Annotated in this window: 15 protein-coding genes; 2 read left to right on the top strand and 13 right to left on the bottom strand. The window is 45.1% G+C overall.

The annotated features are described in order from the left end of the window. Nucleotides 1-8: 8 nt before the first annotated feature. The 8 genes from cbiB to K1J09_RS04715 all read right to left on the bottom strand — a co-directional run bounded on the left by cbiB (nucleotide 9) and on the right by K1J09_RS04715 (nucleotide 10,262). The gene (cbiB, locus tag K1J09_RS04750; protein WP_223323104.1) at nucleotides 9-959 is read right to left on the bottom strand and encodes an adenosylcobinamide-phosphate synthase CbiB; all 951 of its coding nucleotides are present in this window, start codon (nucleotides 957-959) and stop codon (nucleotides 9-11) included. Nucleotide 960: 1 nt separating this feature from the next. Continuing rightward, the gene (locus tag K1J09_RS04745) at nucleotides 961-2,319 is read right to left on the bottom strand and encodes a cobyrinate a,c-diamide synthase (protein ID WP_223323103.1); all 1,359 of its coding nucleotides are present in this window, start codon (nucleotides 2,317-2,319) and stop codon (nucleotides 961-963) included. Between the two features lie 296 nt (nucleotides 2,320-2,615). Beyond that, a complete protein-coding gene (locus K1J09_RS04740) occupies nucleotides 2,616-4,373 on the bottom strand; it encodes an ABC transporter ATP-binding protein (protein WP_126435896.1) in 1,758 nt (585 codons plus the stop codon). Next, the gene (locus tag K1J09_RS04735; protein ID WP_125331246.1) at nucleotides 4,363-6,129 is read right to left on the bottom strand and encodes an ABC transporter ATP-binding protein; all 1,767 of its coding nucleotides are present in this window, start codon (nucleotides 6,127-6,129) and stop codon (nucleotides 4,363-4,365) included. The genes K1J09_RS04740 and K1J09_RS04735 overlap by 11 nt, the downstream gene beginning before the upstream one ends. Next, nucleotides 6,122-6,580, bottom strand: coding sequence for a MarR family winged helix-turn-helix transcriptional regulator (locus K1J09_RS04730; RefSeq protein ID WP_125331247.1), 459 nt, complete (start codon nucleotides 6,578-6,580; stop codon nucleotides 6,122-6,124). Before K1J09_RS04730 ends, K1J09_RS04735 begins: the two co-directional genes overlap by 8 nt. 153 nt (nucleotides 6,581-6,733) lie before the next feature. Then, the gene (locus tag K1J09_RS04725) at nucleotides 6,734-7,144 is read right to left on the bottom strand and encodes a peptide deformylase (RefSeq protein ID WP_125331248.1); all 411 of its coding nucleotides are present in this window, start codon (nucleotides 7,142-7,144) and stop codon (nucleotides 6,734-6,736) included. A 46-nt stretch (nucleotides 7,145-7,190) separates the two neighbouring features. Next, on the bottom strand, nucleotides 7,191-8,090 hold the full coding sequence (gene scrK / locus K1J09_RS04720) for a fructokinase ScrK (RefSeq protein WP_125331249.1): 900 nt from the start codon (nucleotides 8,088-8,090) through the stop codon (nucleotides 7,191-7,193). 159 nt (nucleotides 8,091-8,249) lie between these two features. Beyond that, a complete protein-coding gene (locus K1J09_RS04715) occupies nucleotides 8,250-10,262 on the bottom strand; it encodes a sucrose-specific PTS transporter subunit IIBC (protein WP_125331250.1) in 2,013 nt (670 codons plus the stop codon). A gap of 195 nt (nucleotides 10,263-10,457) precedes the next feature. Between K1J09_RS04715 and K1J09_RS04710 the strand changes: the two genes are divergently transcribed. Together K1J09_RS04710 and K1J09_RS04705 are read left to right on the top strand one after the other, a co-directional pair. After that, nucleotides 10,458-11,912 carry a sucrose-6-phosphate hydrolase gene (locus K1J09_RS04710; protein WP_125331251.1) on the top strand — a complete coding sequence of 485 codons (1,455 nt, stop codon included), beginning with the start codon at nucleotides 10,458-10,460 and terminating at the stop codon, nucleotides 11,910-11,912. Continuing rightward, nucleotides 11,893-12,858, top strand: a complete 966-nt coding sequence (locus K1J09_RS04705; RefSeq protein ID WP_125331252.1) for a LacI family DNA-binding transcriptional regulator — start codon at nucleotides 11,893-11,895, stop codon at nucleotides 12,856-12,858. The genes K1J09_RS04710 and K1J09_RS04705 overlap by 20 nt, the downstream gene beginning before the upstream one ends. 96 nt (nucleotides 12,859-12,954) lie before the next feature. On the opposite strand, the gene K1J09_RS04700 is transcribed toward K1J09_RS04705, so the two are convergent. The 5 genes from K1J09_RS04700 to K1J09_RS04680 all read right to left on the bottom strand — a co-directional run bounded on the left by K1J09_RS04700 (nucleotide 12,955) and on the right by K1J09_RS04680 (nucleotide 19,391). Further along, nucleotides 12,955-16,650, bottom strand: a complete 3,696-nt coding sequence (locus tag K1J09_RS04700) for a pullulanase (RefSeq protein WP_223323102.1) — start codon at nucleotides 16,648-16,650, stop codon at nucleotides 12,955-12,957. A 224-nt stretch (nucleotides 16,651-16,874) separates the two neighbouring features. Further along, entirely contained in the window at nucleotides 16,875-17,306 is a 432-nt protein-coding gene (gene nusB / locus K1J09_RS04695; protein ID WP_002919615.1) for a transcription antitermination factor NusB, read from the bottom strand. Beyond that, a complete protein-coding gene (locus K1J09_RS04690; protein ID WP_002896484.1) occupies nucleotides 17,299-17,688 on the bottom strand; it encodes an Asp23/Gls24 family envelope stress response protein in 390 nt (129 codons plus the stop codon). The genes nusB and K1J09_RS04690 overlap by 8 nt, the downstream gene beginning before the upstream one ends. Nucleotides 17,689-17,707: 19 nt before the next feature. Further along, entirely contained in the window at nucleotides 17,708-18,268 is a 561-nt protein-coding gene (efp, locus tag K1J09_RS04685) for an elongation factor P (RefSeq protein ID WP_002896485.1), read from the bottom strand. A gap of 61 nt (nucleotides 18,269-18,329) precedes the next feature. Next, nucleotides 18,330-19,391 (bottom strand): M24 family metallopeptidase, encoded by a 1,062-nt coding sequence (locus K1J09_RS04680; protein ID WP_061589418.1) that lies wholly within the window; start codon nucleotides 19,389-19,391, stop codon nucleotides 18,330-18,332. Between the last annotated feature and the right edge of the window lie 101 nt (nucleotides 19,392-19,492).

The following is a 19,492-nucleotide window of genomic DNA, read 5'->3' as shown; positions in this document are numbered from 1 at the left end:
GTATACTCCTAGAAATATGCTTGCTTTACTAAATAAAAAAGAGTGAACAAGATTAAACCTGTCATGGTGCTTGTATAAAGGAGAGAGATAGCTGTCTGAATATCATCCGCCTCAACCGCTCTGGAAGCCTCTCCAATGGTCGGCTTCTCAATCAGCTCTCCGTGATAGACGTGCGGTCCGCCCAGCTGAATGCCCAAAGCCCCAGCCACAACTGCCTCCGAAAAAGCACTATTGGGACTGGCATGCTGATAGCGATCCCGCCAGCCAATCCGCAGAGCCCCCTTGAAATCTAGCAGTAAAATCTGACTGCTGAGAATCAAGAAAAGCCAAGTCAAACGCGCAGGAATCAGATTGGCCAGATCATCCATCTTGGCAGATATCAAGCCGATTTTGCGGTATTTCTCCGTCTTATAGCCCACCATGGAGTCCAAGGTATTGATGGCCTTGTATGTCATGGCTAAGATGGGGCCACCTAGAAAGAGGCAGAGCAGTGGACCGATAACCCCGTCACTGGTATTTTCAGCCACCGTCTCAATTGTCGCCTTGCTGATTTCCTCTGGTGTCAGCTGGGAAGTTTCACGGCCGACAATCATGCCAACTTGCTTTCTAGCTTCTTCCAAACTACCAAACTTGAGGGTTTGGTAAACCTTCTGGGCCTCGAAGGCCAGACTTTTAGCTGCCAGACTAGCATAGGCCAAGTAGATCCAGACTATCCAATAAAGAACGGGATGAACCAGACCAGCCAGCCAGAGCAGCCCGTAGGTCACTACCAGAGCCAAACCAACCGTTGTCAACCAGAGGAAAAAGCCAAATAGATAGGGCGAAAACTGCCTTTTCTCCTGCAAACGCATACATAGATAAATATAGGAACCCATCCACTTAACTGGATGAGGCCAGCTATAGGGGTCGCCAATCAGCCAGTCCAGTAAAACGGCCAAAAAAATTGCAATGAGTGTCATATCAGTTCGCCTCTTTGATATAATTCAGCCAGTTGGCCAGCAGCTGCTCATCCTGATAAAAATGAACATGCAGGTAGCTAGCAAAGGTCCGGTCCTTTTGATAACCGCCTGTCCAGGCAGCTACGACCTGACCGTCTCTAACCTTCTCTAGCTTGAGGACCGTATCTTCCTCCGTCTCAAATATTGAATGGTGAAACTCATGTCCTCTGACTGCCGTACCTTTAGGACCAAAAAGACTGTCTACCTGCGTTTCTGCTTGGCAATAACCAAAGCTTTTCAAGCCAGGGGTCATCAGGCTCTTGCCCTTGAAAATGCCAACCATTTCATAGACCTGACCCTCTACTTCCAGCAGCTCTCCCAGATACATGAGGCCACCGCATTCTGCGTAGATTGGCCGGCCCTGCTCGTGCGCTTTCTGAACCGAAGCCCGAAAGTCAGCATTTGCCATTAGCTCCTGAGCGTAGACTTCTGGAAAACCACCGCCAAAATAATAAGCATCTGCAGCTGGCAGTTCCTTATCTTTCAGAGGGCTGAAAGGCACTAGCTGGACATTGAGCTCTCTTAAAAAGTCTAGATTATCTTCGTAGTAAAAGTGGAAAGCATCATCCAAAGCATAAGCCAAAGTCAAGGACTGATCATTATGGATATGAAAAGGATTGGTCATCCGCTTATCGGGAAGTTCTGCCTTTTCCAGCAGCCTGTCTAGATTAATATGCTTGGCTGCTGCCGCTCCCAATTCCTCAAATCGACGGTCCAAATCATCCATTTCTACGTCAGGGATGAGACCCAGATGACGCGATGGCAGCTCTGCTGTCGCATTCTTAGGCAGATAACCCAGAACTTCAACATCCGTATACCGCTCTATGGCACCCTTGATGAGTTCATAGTGGTTCTGTGAAGCCACCCGATTGATAATGACCCCAGCAATATCCAAATCCGGATCAAAAGTCGCAAAGCCATGGACCATAGCTGCTGCCGAGGTGGATGTCGCCTTCCCATCGATGATGAGAACAACTGGAATACCCAACTTCTTAGCAACAGAAGCAGAGGACGCACAGTCCTTGTCCGTACCCAGACCATCAAAGAGGCCCATGACGCCTTCAACCACTGCCACATCCGCGTCTCCATGCCATTTATAGTAGGACCAAGCCAAACTCTGATCATCAGGAATCATAAAGCTGTCCACATTCCGCGACGGCCGCTTGGTAATCCGACTATGGTAAGCCGTATCAATATAATCAGGTCCTACCTTATAAGGCTGAACCTGATAGCCTCTGTCTGCCAGAGCTTTCAAAATCCCTAGGGTAACTGTTGTCTTTCCGACACCGCTGGAAACACCAGCCAGCATAAATTGCTTCATTACTTTACTCCAGATTTGCTGATAAAAAAAGTACTACAAAAAATAAAGAAGTTTTATTTTTTGTAGCACCGTTGCTCACATATATGTCGTCCAAACACGCCGTTGTGTTCGTTTTCAGTTCGTATATTAAATTTATTTTAATATAAACAAGAAAAGCTGTCAAGTTTTTCCTAGAGCACCTCTGAAAAAAGTCAAGATTCTAGAGCGTCCTTACTGAAAACTGAGCATTTTTTAAAATTCTGTTAAATTTAAAAAAACATCAGGAAAAGGAACATTCCTGATGTTTTATTTGAGCATCAACCTGCATCTTCCTCTACAAATTGACTATTATAGAGGTCCGCATAGAAGCCATTCTGATCCATGAGTTCATCGTGGTTGCCCTGCTCGATGATATTTCCATCACGCATGACCAAGATAAGATCTGCATTTCGGATAGTGGACAGGCGGTGGGCAATGACAAAGGAAGTCCGGCCTTCCATGAGTTTGTCCATCGCCTTTTGAATCAGCTCCTCCGTCCGCGTATCGACTGACGAAGTGGCCTCATCCAAGATCAAGAGCGGCGCATCTTTCAGCAGAGCACGAGCGATGGTAAGCAGCTGCTTCTGACCGACCGACAGGTTGACTGTATCATCCAGCACCGTATTGTAGGCTTGCGGCAGCGTCATGATAAAGTGATGAACACCGACCGCCTTCGCTGCAGCAACAACTGCTTCATCCGTCACATGCTCCTGATTATAAATCAAGTTCTCTCGGATAGTTCCCTCAAAGAGCCAGGTATCCTGCAAGACCATTGAAAAGGCATCGTGAACCTCGGAGCGTTTCATATCCTTAATATCTATACCATCAATGCTGATACGTCCCTTGTCAATTTCATAGAACTTCATAAGGAGATTAACGATAGTCGTCTTACCGGCACCCGTCGGACCGACAATAGCAATCTTCTGTCCGGCTTTGGCCTGGGCTGAGAAATCATGGATGATGGTCTGGTCCGGCTTGTAGCCAAAGAAGACTTCTTCAAAGGCAACATTTCCCTTGACAGCAGTAAGCTGCTGCTCTTTATGCTGGTCGTCTTCCATATCAGGCTCAGCTAGAAATTCAAAGACACGAACCAGTGCAGCACCAGCCTGCTGCAAGACGGCGATACCTTGGGCAATCTGTGACAAAGGCTGAGAGAAGGTCCGCACATAAACCATAAAGGCGACGATAATTCCGATGCTAATAGAGCCATTAATGGCCAGAGCAGCACCGACCAAAATAACCAGCACATAGGCAAAATTCCCCGTAAAGAACATGAGCGGCATCATCATGCTAGAAATAAATTGAGACTTCCAAATACTGTTATAGAGATTATGATTGAGAACTGCAAAGCGCTCCTTAGACTGATCAATGGCATTATAGCTGGTAACAACATTATGACCGGAGTACATCTCCTCCACATAACCGTTTACTGCAGCCAGATCGTTTTGCTGGGCGGTGAAATAGCCCTGAGACTTGCCCATGATGAAGCCGACAAAGACAAAGCCGACTACAGTAGCCAAGATGGTTACCAAGGCCAAGATCCAGTTCATGAAGAACATGGTCAAAACCACAGCCACCAAGAGCAGGCTGGCAGAGATAACATTCCCCAGACTCTGGTTGAGGGATTGGCCGACCGTATCTACGTCATTAGTCACGCGCGACAGAGTATCCCCCTGAGAATGACCATCGAAATAGCCCAGCGGCAGCTTGTTAATCTTCTCTGCAATGGCCTTCCGCAGCCGCTTGGAGAAATACTGGATAACCGTACTGATGATAAAGGACTGCCCGTAGTTGAGCAGAGCTCCGACTGCATAGAGCACGGTCAGCAGAAGGGCAATCTCAGACACAGCTTTTAAATCAATATTGGTAGCCAAACCTTCAGAGATGAGATTGGTAATTTCTTTTAGTTTATTTGGCCCATAGACCGTGATAATATTTGACAAGACAGCTCCCACAAATGCCAAAGCAAGAGGAAGCTGGAAGCCTTTGAGATAAGGCCGTATCTGGCTAAATAATGAAGGCTTCTTATTTTCCATTTTCTAATTCCTCCTTGGATAATTGTGAGTAGGCAATTTCTTGATAGACTTCGTTGCTGGCCAAAAGCTCTCTGTGAGTACCTTGACCAACCACCTTACCAGCATCCAAGACCAAGATTTGATCCGCATCCATGATAGTAGAAATCCGCTGCGCCACAATCAGCTTGGTCATATCCCGCGTCCGCTCAGCCAGTCCCTTGCGCAAAATGCGGTCTGTCTTATAGTCCAGCGCTGAGAAGGAGTCGTCAAAGATGAGGATTTCTGGCTTACGAGCCAAAGCTCTGGCAATGGCCAAACGCTGACGCTGGCCACCAGAGAAGTTGGTTCCGCTTTGAGCCACTTCAGCTTTCAGCCCCTTTTCCTTCTCTTGGACAAAGGGCTTAGCCTGTGCTAGGTCAAGAGCCTCCCACATTTTCTGCTCATCCAGCGGGCTTTCTTTGCTTTGACCCAAGTCCAGATTGCTCTCGATATCGCCAGAGAAAAGCACCGCCTTTTGCGGGATGTAGCCGACCTTATTATGCAGGTCTTCCAGCTGGTAATCCTGAACATTGACACCATCTACCAGAATCTCTCCTTCAGTTACATCGTAGAAACGAGGAATGAGATTGACTAGCGTGGATTTCCCTGAACCAGTTGAACCGATAAAGGCCACGGTATCACCAGCCTGCGCTGTAAAGCTGACATGCTCAATGACCGCTTCTGAATTCTTGGAATAGCGGAAGGACACGTCTCGAAAGACCACCTCTCCCTTGCTATCCGCTGCTGCCTTAGGCTGTTCCGGACTGGTGATAGAAGAATGCAGGTCCAGAACTTCATTAATCCGGCCAGCGGATACAATGGTCCGAGGCAGGACGATGAAGAGGGCACCCATGAGCAAGAATCCAATCACAATCTGCATAGCATAGGACATAAAGACGACCATATCACTGAAGAGCGGGAGACGCTCCTGCAGCCCAGCCTCCTGGATCAAATAAGCACCAATCCAGTAAATCGCCAGTGTCAAGCCGCTGGAAATCCCCATCATAACTGGATTCATCATAGCCATCAGACGACCGATGAAAAGATTGAGTCGGGTTACTTCATCATTGGCCGCCGCAAACTTCTCATCCTGATAGTCCTCAGCATTGTAAGCCCGGACCACGCGAATCCCAGTCAGACTCTCTCTAGTGACGCTGTTTAGCTTATCGACCAAGCGCTGCGCCACTGACTGCTTGGGAAAGGCCAATGTCACCAAAACTACTGTCAGCAGGATATTGACTATAACAGCAATAAGAACTGCAGTTAGCCAGTTCTCGGACTTGCCAATAATCTTGGTCATGGCCCAAATCGCCATAATCGGTCCCCTGGTCACTACCTGAAGCCCCATGGTAATTAAGGTCTGTACCTGGGTAATGTCATTCGTCGTCCGAGTCAGCAGACTAGGGATTGAAAATTTCTTAATCTCCGTCTGTGAATAGTCTAGCACACGGTTGAAAATATCGCTCCGCAAGCTTTGGGTAAAGCTGGCTGCTATACGAGCGGCAAAAAAGCCAACCACAATAGCTGACAGCAAGCTAGCAAAAGATAGGCCAATCATTTTCAAACCTGGCTCCCACAGATCCGCCAAGCCTGTCCCCGGTGTTTGCAATAGCTCTGTAATCGTCGAAATATAGGTTGGAACTTCTAATTCCAAATATACCGTTAGGAAGGTAAAGAGCACACTGAGAACAATCATGCTCACTTCCCTTGCCGTCAGCCGTTTAAATAACTTAAACATCTTTGCCTCCATTTTCTAAACTTTCGATATTCTGATAAAACTTGGCCATGACTTGAGAAAAAATCAGTAGTTCCTGCTCAGAAACACCATTCAAAATAGAACGATCCATTTCATCAAAAAAGTCACGGATTTTTTTCATTCTTTCCTGCGACTGCGGAGTGAGACGGATATATTTGGCCCGTTTGTCTGTCTTGCTGATTTCCAGCTGGATAAAGCCATTTTTCTCCATCCTTTTCATTAAGTTAGAGGCCACCGATTTGGAAATATCCAACTCCTGCTCAATATCCTTAATAAGGGTATCCTTCCCCTCTTCCGTACGACAGGCGACAATATGCAAGACCTGCCCCTGCGGCCCAGCCATGGACTCAATCCCTTGCTCCTTGGCAAGCTTTTCCACTATGAGATGAATCTTTCGTCCAAAACGCTTCATTTCTAATAAAGGCTTTTCCATCAAAACTTCCTTCCTAGATTGGTTCTCGTGAGAACCAATTAGTTTTCATGAGAACTATTTTAACACATGGAAGAAAGATGTCAAGAAAAAAGTTTCTATGAGAACCATTTTTTCGATTAAAAAATTCAGCCCTTCTCAGGCTGAATGACTTCCTTAAATCAAGATTCCTTCCAAATGGTCCAATTCGTGCTGGCAGATTTGGGCAGGTAGCCCTTTCAAGGTCATGGTCTGCTGCTGCCAATTTTTATCCAGATAATCGATTGTAATTTCCTGATAACGTTGGGTAGGACGGCTTCCAGTCAAAGACAGGCAGCCCTCTTCTGTCTGATAAGGCTCTGATTTAGAGCGCAGCACCGGATTAAACATGACTACCGGTACCATGCCATACAGAAAGATAATGACCCGCTTAGGCACCCCAATCATATTGGCTGCGAGTCCCAGACAGTTTTCTTGATTTGCCTGCAGAGTATCTTGCAAGTCTTGAGCCAGATAAAGGTCTTCTCTACTAGCCTGCTCTGATGGTTGCTGCAGGAAGAAAATATCTTTGACAATTGCTTTTTCCATTGCTTTTCCTCATAGAGAAGGGCCTGATAAATCAGACCCTATAGGCTTATTTTGCGTGGCGCTCGCTAACTTCTTTAGCCAGTACAAAGTTCCCCAGCGTTGCGGAGCCATTTCCAGCCACAGCCGGTGTCACGATATAGTCACGAACATCAGGAACCGGCAAATAGCCGTTCAGCAGAACTGTGAATTTCTCACGAACCCGATCCAGCATGTGCTGCTGAGCCATAACCCCGCCACCAAAGACGATGACATCCGGACGGAAAGTCACTGTCGCCTGAATAGCCGCCTGAGCGATATAGTAAGCTTGAATATCCCAGACGGAACTATTGAGTTTAATATTTTCCCCACGAACTCCAGTCCTTGCCTCTAAGCTTGGCCCAGCCGCCAATCCTTCCAAACAGCCATTGTGGAAAGGACAAACGCCATTGAACTCTTTTTCCACATCCATAGGGTGTTTAGCTACATAATAGTGTCCCATCTCTGGGTGACCTGTCCCCCCTACAAATTCGCCCCGCTGGATAGCACCGGCACCGATTCCTGTCCCAATCGTATAATAGACCAGATTTTCAATGCGGCCTCCAGCATTGTTGCGGGCTACTACTTCACCGTAAGCTGAGCTATTGACATCCGTCGTGAAGTAAATGGGCACATTGAGGGCCCGGCGCAGAGCTCCGACAATATCCACATTAGCCCAATGCGGCTTAGGCGTCGTCGTGATAAAGCCGTAAGTCTTTGAGTTAGGGTCAATATCAATTGGCCCAAAAGATCCAACAGCCAGACCAGCTAGATTGTCAAAATGAGAAAAAAACTCAATCGTCTTGTCTAGCGTTTCAATAGGCGTGGTCGTTGGAAACTGTGTCTTTTCAACAACTTCAAACCGTTCATCGCCTACAGCACAGACAAACTTAGTGCCACCAGCTTCCAAACTTCCATACAATTTTGTCATTATAAATCCTCTTTTAAAATTTGATTTCTACTCTATTCATTATAGCATATCTCTTGCAGACTTCTTGCCAAAAGTAGTCTTTTTAAATCTTTTTCAACAAGACTGTACTTATGACATAAAAAACGAACAAATCAACTTTTGTTCGTTTTCTAAATTCCATTAGGCTTTCACTTCGATAACTGCGTCGCCCTTAGCAAGAGCTCCTTCTGCTACTGGAGTCACAGAAGCGTAGTCAGCTGTGTTGGTAACGATGACCATAGTCGTATCATCCAGACCAGCGGCCGCAATTTTCTCAGCTTCAAATGTTCCCAGAACATCGCCTGCTTTGACCTTGTCGCCTTGAGCAACCTTTTGGTCAAAACCTTCGCCGCCCATAGATACTGTATCAATTCCGACGTGAATCAGAATTTCAGCACCATTAGCTGTCTTCAAACCATAAGCGTGACCTGTTGCAAAAGCAATCGTCACTTCAGCATCAGCCGGTGCATAAACCACACCCTCACTAGGTTTTATGGCAATTCCTCTTCCCATCGCTCCGCTAGAGAAAACAGGATCATTCACATCGCTCAAAGCCACTACCTGACCAACGATTGGAGAAATAATTGTTTCGTCTTGGAGGGCAGCTGGCACATTACCAGTTGTTTCTTCTTCGACTAGTTTTTCAGTTACAGCTTTTTCTTCAACAGTGTCTTCATCTTTATAACCGAACATATAAGTCAGTACAAAACTCAAACCAGTTGTTAAAACAACCATAAAGATATATTGCAACAATTGACCATTCAGGTAAAGGAGTGTACCTGGAATAATTGTGATACCGAAACTTGTACCTGCAAGCCCCATAATAGAAGCTAACCAACCACCAACAGCACCAGCACCCAGTCCAATTACAAACGGTTTAACAAAACGCAAGTTAACCCCGAAGATAGCTGGTTCAGTAATTCCCAATCCCGCAGATAGTGCCGCAGGAAATGCAAGAGCCTTGAGTTTTTTAGATTTTGTCTTCACAGCTACAGCCAAAGTCGCACCAGCCTGAGCTGTCATAGCAGCAGTGATAATCGCATTAAATGGATCTTTCCCGGTTTGAGATACCAACTGAGATTCTAGTAAGTTGAAGATGTGATGAACACCAGTTACGACAATCAGTTGATGAACTGCACCGATAATCAAACCAGCAAGACCAAACGGAAGGCTAAGAAGGAACTCTGTACCATTCAAAACATATGTCTCAACAATGTGGAAGACAGGACCAATAACAAAAAGTCCTAAAATAGACATTACAAGGAATGTAAGGAATGGAACAAGAAGAAGATCCAAAACGTCTGGAATTTTCTTGTGCAACCATTTTTCAAATTTAGCACCAAACAAACCTACAAAGAAGGCTGGAAGCACAGAGTTTTGGTAGCCAACTACTGGAATAAAACCAAAGAAATAAATCGGATGGACTTTTGTTGCTGTAACTTCGCTAGTGAATTTCAAACTTCCAAGAACATCCATATTAGCAATTTTGTCTAAAATATCCTTAGAAGGATCAACAGCAAATTTAGTTGCCTGACCAGCTACATCCCAAGCATTTGGAAGTGCTGAGTTAACCATCATTAGACCAAGAACCAAACCAATGATTGGGTTCCCGCCAAAGACTCTAAAAGCTGACCAGCAAATCAAAGCTGGGAAGAAAGCGAATGCTGTATCAGTTAATACTACTGTATAGGTGTAGAAATCAGTTGCTTTAAATGCATCTGCTGTGGTACCAAATAAAGATAAAACTTGATCCTGAGCAATTGCTCCACGAACTCCCATGAAAAGTCCTGTCGCAACAATAGCCGGAAGAATTGGTACAAATACGTCACCAAACGTACGGATAGCACGTTGGAACCAATTTCCTTGCTTGGCAGCTTCTGCTTTCATGTCATCTTTTGATGAAGTTGGCAATCCTAAGGCTACAACTTCGTCATAGATTTTATTAACCGTACCGGTACCAAAGATAATCTGGTACTGGCCTGAGTTAAAGAAGGCACCCTGAACTTTTTCCAGATTTTCGACAGTATTTTTGTCGATTTTACCTTCATCTTTTACCATGACGCGCAAGCGAGTCGCACAGTGAGCCACACTGTTGACATTCTCACGTCCGCCAAGGGCTTCGATGACTTTTTTTGCAATTTCAGTATTATTCATTTGCAAAAATCTCCTTATAAATATTTTTAACTTTTGAAAGCGATTTTATCACCTTTACGAATATTATTTTACCATGATTCAAAAATATGTCAAGCGTTTTGCAGAAAAAATATTTTTTTGCTTTTAAATGTTGATTTTTCGGCAGAAAACGTTTACTATAGTAATAAGAAATAATATGATTCGGAGGACAAAAGATTGGCTTGGACGACTGAAAAACGCTACAAACGCTATGAAGACTGGACTCAGGAAGAGCTACAGCAGATCAAAGAAAACATCGCTAAATCTCCTTGGCGGGCTAACTACCATGTGGAGCCTCAGACAGGTCTGCTCAATGACCCCAATGGCTTTTCTTATTTTGACGGCAAGTGGGTGGTTTTCTACCAAAACTTTCCTTTCGGAGCAGCTCACGGTCTCAAGTGCTGGATACAGTTGGAAAGCGATGACCTAGTTCACTTCACGGAAACTGGTCTTCGGGTGCTGCCAGATACTCCTCTGGACAGCCACGGCGCCTACTCGGGCTCTGCCATGCAGTTTGACGACAAGCTCTTTCTCTTCTATACTGGCAATGTACGTGATGAGAACTGGGTGCGTCACCCCTATCAAATCGGTGCCTTGTTAGATAAATCAGGTAAGCTGGAAAAAATTGACAAGGTCTTGATTGAGCAGCCTGCTGAAGCGACCGACCACTTCCGCGATCCACAAATTTTCAACTACAAAGGGCAATTCTATGCCATTGTTGGTGGGCAAAATCTAGACAAACAAGGCTATGTCAAGCTGTACAAGGCTCTTGATAATGACTATACCAACTGGGAAGCCGTCGGCGATTTAGACTTTGGAAATGACAAGACAGCCTATATGATGGAGTGCCCTAATCTAGTCTTTATCAACGACCAACCAGTCCTGCTCTATTGCCCTCAAGGTTTGTCTAAGGACCTACTGGATTATGGCAACATTTATCCAAACATGTATAAAATAGGTCAATCGTTTGACACAAGCAAAGCTGCTATGATTGATCCTAGCCCTATCCAAAATCTGGACTACGGCTTTGAGTGCTACGCGACCCAAGCCTTTAACGCACCTGACGGTCGTGCACTGACTGTCAGCTGGCTAGGCTTGCCTGATGTGGAATACCCATCTGACCGCTTCGACCATCAAGGGGCCTTCTCCCTCGTCAAGGAATTAACCCTGAAAGACGGCAAGCTCTACCAGTACCCAGTGCCTGCTATCAAGAATTTGCGAGCAGAAGAAGAGCCTTTCACCTCTAGGACAGACAGTAAGAATAGCTATGAACTAGAACTGAATCTCGCTGCGGACACTGAGCATGAAATCGTCCTCTTTGCAGACAAGGATGGCAAGGGGTTACGCATCAACTTCGACCTCAAGGTAGGTCAAGTGACCGTTGACCGCAGTCAAGCGGGTGAGCCATTTGCTCTAGACTTTGGAACCAGCCGAAGCTGCAATATTGACAAAGAAACTACAAATGCTAGTATATTTATAGATAAATCAATTTTTGAAATTTTCATCAATAAAGGAGAAAAAGTATTTTCCGGCCGTGTCTTCCCGAGAGAAGACCAGACAGGCATTGCCATTACTAAGGGCAATCCAACCGGTACTTACTATGAATTAGAATATGGTCGCAAAGCTAACTGATGTAGCAAAACTAGCAGGAGTCAGCCCCACAACTGTTTCCCGCGTCATCAACAGAAAAGGCTACTTGTCTGACAAAACGATTTCCAAGGTTGAGGCAGCCATGCGAGAATTGGCCTACAAGCCTAACAATCTGGCGCGCAGTCTCCAAGGAAAATCAGCCAAGTTAATTGGACTCATTTTCCCTAATATCAGCAATGTCTTTTATGCAGAATTGATTGACAAGCTGGAGCATGAGCTCTTTAAACAAGGCTATAAAACCATTATCTGCAATAGTGAACATGACTCTGACAAGGAGCGTGAATACCTTGAGATGCTGGAAGCCAATCAGGTGGACGGCATCATTTCTGGCAGCCACAATCTAGGCATCGAGGACTACAATCGTGTGACCGCACCAATCATTGCCTTTGACCGCAATCTTTCGCCGGATATCCCAGTTGTCTCCTCAGACAACTATGGCGGCGGAGTGCTGGCGGCTCAGACCTTGGTCAAGGCTGGAGCGCAAAACATCATCATGATTACTGGCAATGACAATTCCAACTCACCGACCGGCCTGCGCCATGCTGGATTTGCTTCCGTCCTGCCGGACGCACCGATTATCAATGTGTCCAGTGATTTTTCTCCAGTCCGAAAGGAAATGGAAATCAAGCAAATCCTGAGTCAAACTAAGCCCGATGCTATTTTTGCTTCAGATGATTTGACAGCCATCTTAATTATGAAAGTCGCTCAGGAGCTAGACATCCAGATTCCCGAAGATTTGAAAATCATCGGCTACGATGGCACTTACTTTGTGGAGAACTACTACCCACAGCTGGCAACAATCAAGCAGCCACTGAAAGATATTGCCTGCCTCTCTGTGGACCTGCTCCTCAAAAAAATAGCTGGCCAAGAAGTCCAAACGACTGGCTATTTCCTGCCAGTCAGTCTCTTACCAGGCAAGAGTGTTTAACACAGATATAAACAAGCAAAGACGACCTCCATTATTGGAAGTCGTCTTTATTTAGCCATAGTCTAAAAAATTTCTCACAGGGCATTCATCAAATGATTACTGCTTCTTTCTAAAGGTTAGTAAGCCAGCTAGGAAAGCAAGGAAGCCGCCTAAAAGTGCCAGTAGGGAAGCGCTTGTTCCCGTTTTTGGCAAAGCTTTTTCTGTTTGGCTAGTCGCTTCTTTTACTGCTGAATCCTGAAGTTTTTGCCCATCCAAGGATAAAGCCTGAGGCTGAGCACTGGATACAGAAGGGACAGATAGCTGCTCTTCTTGAGCTGTTGGATCTTGGGATTTTTCTTCCTGAGCTGGGTTCGCTTTTCGAAGTCGCAAAATAGTCGCTGTTAGCGGAGCCAGGGCTAAACCATTGCTGTTTCTGGTGACACCTGCCGGATCAGAAATGGCTGTCACTCCTGCCGTATTGCCATCTGCCACAATCTCTGCACCTGCTAGATGCTTGTAAGCTTCACCAAAGTTGAATTGTCGTTCCTTGGTGTCTGCATTGACAAAGACTGCATAAATATCGCCATTTGACGCAACCACTTGGTAGCCAAGGACCAGGTCTTCTTTCTCAACACCATCTTTGCCAGGCTGGGTGATAAGGGTTACATTTTGCTCCACTTCATCTTTGGAGCTGCGTGTAAAGGCATCCGTTGATTTCCGCAAGGCAATCAGGCCTTTCATATAGGCACGACTCTTAGCATTTTCAGGGAACTTCTCCGAATCAGTCGCTTTGGTCCAGTCAAAGTGGTTGACCGCGTCGCTCGAATCATAAGAATCATGAATGAAATAGGGATAGTCAAACGGCGTGCCGTCTTCATTGGTCAACAAATGCGCTTTATTAGGAACCTTGTCTTCGGATACCGGATATTTATAGGCAGGATCGCGGAATTGCTTGGTCCGGCCGTACTCTTGACCAGAGTGGATAAATGGTGTCCCTTGCGAAGTCAGAATCATCAGATTTCCCAGACGCAGGCGGCGATGAATCTCCTGATAATTGGCAGCTAGTGCCGGATCTTTCTTGATCGACTGGGCAATGATATCAAAGAGTGTCAGATTATCATGAGCAGCGATGTATTGGATCACGTCCCCTGGACTATCTGCCTCAAAATTGGTTGGCTGCGCCTTGATGTTTTTGAAGACATTTTCTATGTTGCGCTTGCCATTCGTGATAAAGGCTGGTGTTCCCTCATTTGGATAACCCGATTTCAAGGTATTGCGAATATCATCTGAGAAGACCGCTACCGTGTCTGTTGACTTCATCCAAGATTGGTCAGCAGGCTGGACAGCTTTATTTTCATCACCTGCATAAGTCTTCCAGCCCTCACCCAGCATAATGAGATTTGGGTTGAGCTTCTTGGCTTCTTCATAGGCTTTTTGAATGGACTCAGCATCATGATCTCCCATCATATCAAAGCGGAAACCGTCTACCTTGTACTGGTCTGTCAGGTACTTGATCGAATCCACCAAGACCCGTCTGCTCATATAGTGAGTAGTGCCCAAGCGGCCGCCACCAAAGCTTGATCTCGGTGTACCATCCGCATCCATAAAGTGGTAGTAATTGGGCTCCAAGTCTTCAAAGATAGAGGTCTTAGCCGTATGATTATAGACCACATCCAGGATAACGCCCATGCCGCGCTTATGAATTTCGTTGACAAGATTTTTGAATTCCTCAATGCGCTTGGCTGGATCTTTCGGCGCGCTGGAGTACATACCTGTCAGCGAGAAGTAGTTTTGCGGATCATAGCCCCAGTTATAGTTGCTGTTGCTGGAAGAGTACTTGTCCATGCGCTCAGCATTTTTCAGCTCATTTACAAAGTAATAACTTAGAACTGGCAAGAGCTGAACGTGGGTCACTCCCAAGTCTTTCAAATAATCTAATTTCTCAATGAAAGCTGAGAAAGTTCCAAATTGAGATTTCAAATCCTTTGAAATAGCTGGATCAGAAGTAAAATCACGAACGTGCGCCTCATAAATCAAGGCATCTTCCCGCTTCTTAAAGTTCGGAATAGTAGCATAGGTCAGGTCTTTCGGTCCATATTCACTTGGATCTACAAAGGCTGCCTTGGCAATCTTGTAGGCATCCCCCTTGTCCGCATCTTCACTGTTCCAAGCAGCTAAAGACTTGGCATAGGGATCCAGCACAAGAACCTTTTTGCCACCGCGAGTAATTTCATAATGATAGAAAAACCCTCGATAGTCTGAAATACCTAGACCGCTCTCAGGTGTCAAGCTACTGGTCCATGTGCCAGCTTCGCCTTTTTGCATAGCCAGGCGTCCAATGACCTTGTTCTGATCTTCTTTGTCATAGACTACCAAATCGACTTGGTCCGCACTTGGTGACCAGAAAGTTACATCTACTTGTTTGCCCGCTTGAGAAACACGCGCTCCCAAATCACCATCATACTTGTAAATACTATCCTTCAGTTGCCAGTTCATGCTAGTTTTGAATTGATCATTGCCATATTTGATAAGATAAGGTGACTGAGCTTGGTTAAAATCACCTATGAATTTAGCGCTTTTAGTCTTAGGATCCAGAACCACATCTTTAACAGCAACTTCATTGCCATCTTTGTCTGTAATCTTTAAGTTCTTTAAAATGTCCTCTTTTTTAGCATTTTCTAAGGTAGAAAAGCTGGCTTCAATCTCGGCCAATCCTACATGCTGGGCACCCGTCATACGAATATCATTGACAAAGTAAGGGTTGGTATAAACTGTCGGATCCGCATCACGCAAGAAAATCTGGCTGTTTTTCTCCAAATTAGCGAAATTATAATCCTGATTTTGAATCTTCACATCATCTCCTGATTTGCTTTCGTCTAGAAGCAAAAAGCCAATCATCTTAGCAGCATCTTTCAGGGGAACATCTACATAGCGGCCGTATTTCCCAGTATTTTCAAAATCCACTCCGTCAGGCCAATTCTTGCTTGGATTTTGGACATCTCCCCAGAGCCAGAGCGACTTCTTATCATACTGGCCATCTGTACGATAGTAGTTGATTCGAACCATCCCTTTTTTCAAAGGCTCATAAGTATGAGATTGATAGTCTGTGTCAAACCAAACCTCATTCATCTGAGGACTGAGCAGTTCAACTGTCTTGTCACCCGTAATATTCTGACCTGCTGTATTATTGATTAGAAGGCTGATTTTGCTTCTTTTCTCAGCCATTTTAACATCAAGGTAATAACCGTAGTTATCTTCTTTGGCAGTCGCAAAGCCAGTCGCTCCAGTCGGCCAAGCTCCCTTTTGGCTGGAAGGCGTCTCAACATCATCCCAAGTCCACAGGCCCAAGCTCTCTAGATTTTGTGACGGCAAGGTTTTGAAATGAAAGCGAATATTGCCTTCTTCAATAGCATCTTTCGCGGAAGCTTGCGGCTGACTAACTACTTCATGCTTGTCTTTTTCACTTGGATTCGCAGTTTCTTGACCTGCTACTGAACCTGCACTAGCTGGAGCTTGATCTGCTAGCACACCAGTTGGAGCTGCCTGCTCTGAAGCCCCCGCTCCTGAACTATCTGCCTCTCCTGTTTTTTCTTCATCTGCTGACTTAGGTATGTCTGCCGCATTTGCGTCAGAGACTGCTTCTGTTGCAGGGCTGGTAGTTGTGCTCGCCTCGTCCGCTTGGACTAATTGGGCATTTCCCAGTAGGAAACCTGAGGCAATGACAACAGAGGCTACTCCTACTTTTAAGCGACGGATGCCAAAATAATGACGCTTTTCGCCCATCCGAGACTGTAGGTAATCGTTATTTTTCATAAACAGAAAACTCCTTTATTTTTTCTTATAGAGAACATCTATGCAAACGTTTTCTGTATTTATTATACCGATTCTTTTTCAAGTTGTAAAGGCTTTCAATAAGAGTTTTTCTCACTCGGATATTTCATGTTCTCTGAGCGGATTTTAATAATTCGATAAGCTATTTGCGATTCAAACAACAATAGGCAAACAAAAAGGCCAAGACACTTATCTCGACCTTCATTTTATTCAACGATAAATTGACTCAAAATCCCATTAATGAACTTACTGGACTTTTCGTCAGAGAATTGCTTGGAAAGCTCAATGGCTTCGTTGACTGCTACCAGCTGTGGGGTATCAAACTCTGTAATCTCAAAAATACCCAGGCGCAGGATATTTTTTTCGACTAGCGTCAGACGATCCACTGTCCAGCCCTTTTTGAGGTGCTGGGCAATTTTCTTGTCCAAGTCGTCCTTGGACTGGACCACACCGGAGACCAGATTGAGCAAGAAGGCTGGAATATCAGCTTCCGCCACTTTGTCTGCCTCTTCGTCCTTATCATAAGAATAGGCAAAGCGACAAGCTTCTACAAGATCCCCTTCATACTCTAGGCTCATCAGGGCCTGAAAAGCCCGCTGGCGCAGACCTCTTCTGGATTCCAACAGTATATCAGTCATTGAGGAAGTCCTCATCAAATAGATCTTTCAAGTCTGGCTTCGGTGCCTTTTCTGGAACAATGCCTGCCACATGGATATTGACAGCAGACAGTTCTACCTCAGCCATATCAAAAACAGCGCTTTTTACTGCCTTCTGGATTGCTACTGCAACAGTCGGAACGCTGACACCATATTCCAAATACAGGTAGATGTCTACAGTCACATCACCTGTCTCATCTGTATGGAGCGATACTCCACGACCGAGTGAACGCATAGAAAGACTGTCTGACATACTCTTATTTGCGAAGGAATAAACACCTTCTACCTTTGCCGTTGCAATGGCAATGATTTTTTCCAAAACACGTGGCGCAATGACGATTTCACCTAATTGTTCAGCTGCCATAGTTATTACCTCTTCTATATTATGCACGAGAAACGTAAGTTCCTTCTGCAGTGTTGATGATTAATTTTTGTCCAACTTCGATGAAGTCTGGTACGTTAACAACAAGACCTGTCTCTAGTGTCGCTGGCTTACCAGATCCGGTAACAGTAGCTCCCTTGATAGATGGCTGAGTATCTGTTACGACCAATTCAACTGTTGTTGGCACAGTCACACCAATCACTTCTGTTCCGTAGAACTGGATTTTCACATCAGAGTTTTCAAGGATGAATTTCAATTCTTCTTCTACATTGACTACTGGAATTTCATATTGATCATAAGTCTCAGTATTCATGAAATAAGCAGTGTCATCCATTTGGTACAAGTATTGAGCTGGAACAGTTTCAATAATGGCTTGTTCAAATTTTTCTTCTGGACGGTAGCTGGTATCAAAGGTAGATCCAGTACGAACATCGCGCAGCTTCATACGCATAATCGTATTTCCCTTACCTGGCTTGTGGTGGCTCGCTTCCAAAACGCGGATGAGTTTCCCATCAGCTGTTTCGAAGGTCATCCCAGCTTTCAGCTTACTTGCTTCAATCATTCTATATTACCTCTTTTTAAAATTATATTTCTACTTATTCTATCATAAAGCCTGATAATTCTCAAATAACAATCAATTCTTTCGGCGCAAGAGTTAGGACTTCGCAGCCTGTTTCTGTGATGAGGAGATCGTCTTCGATGCGAACGCCGTATTTGCCGTCCAGATAAATACCCGGCTCATCAGTCAAGACCATGCCCGCCTCAATCGGCTCTTTTGACTTGCCAAAGTAAGGAATCTCATGGATGTCCAGGCCGATACCGTGGCCAATCCCATGGCTAAAGTAAGGACCGTAGCCAGCATCGTTAATAATCTGGCGCGGAATCCGGTCAAAATCAATCCGGCTAAGACCAGCCTTGGCTGCTTCTATCAGGACTTGATTGCTGCGCAGGACAATATCATAAATCTCCCGCTCCTCATCTGTCACCTGCCCCACATGAACAGTCCGCGTCATATCGCTGACATAGTGATTGTAGTAGCAGCCAAAATCCATGGTCAGGGTTTCACCTTTTTGAATGACCTTGTCACTAGCCACACCATGCGGCATTGCAGAGCGGTAGCCTGAAGCGATGATGAAGTCAAAAGAGGCACCTGAAGCACCTAACTGGCGCATACGGGCATCTAAAAAGTTCATAACAGCCAGCTCTGTCGTCTCACCAGGCTTGATAAAATCCAGCACATCTAGGAAAGCTTGATCCGAAATCTGACAGGCCTTGCGAATAGTCGCGATTTCGTGCTCATCTTTAATCATGCGCAGATTTTCAATAAAGGCTGTCATGGGAACCAGTTCGTAGGCCGAGAAGACACTTTCCAGCATTTTGAAGTAGGCATAGGAAATTTCATCGTCAAAACCAATTTTTTGCAGCTTGTCGTCTGCAATAATCTTGACAATCTCTCTAATCGCGTCGCGGGTTTCGACAATATCAAAACCTTGGACAACTCCCTTGGCAATCAGCGTATAGCGCGCATCTGTCAGGAAAATTCGACGAGTCTTACTGATAAAAACTGTCGCTTCTGTCCCGCTGAAACCAGTCAGATAGTAAATATTTTTCAGATTGGTTACTAAAACAGCGTCGCATTCTGTCTGAGCCAATGCTGCTTCAAACTTTTCAACTCTTGATAACATGAGCCACCTCCATGAAATAACTAAGCTTATTATATCAAAAAACCAGTCAAATAGGACATTTTTTGACAAATCTTATCTAGGTCTTAGAATCCAACGAGCAT

The sequence above is a fragment of the Streptococcus sanguinis genome, assembly GCF_019928825.1.
In the GTDB taxonomy this organism is placed as follows: domain Bacteria; phylum Bacillota; class Bacilli; order Lactobacillales; family Streptococcaceae; genus Streptococcus; species Streptococcus sanguinis_L.
This window is presented reverse-complemented; position numbering and strand designations above follow the sequence as displayed.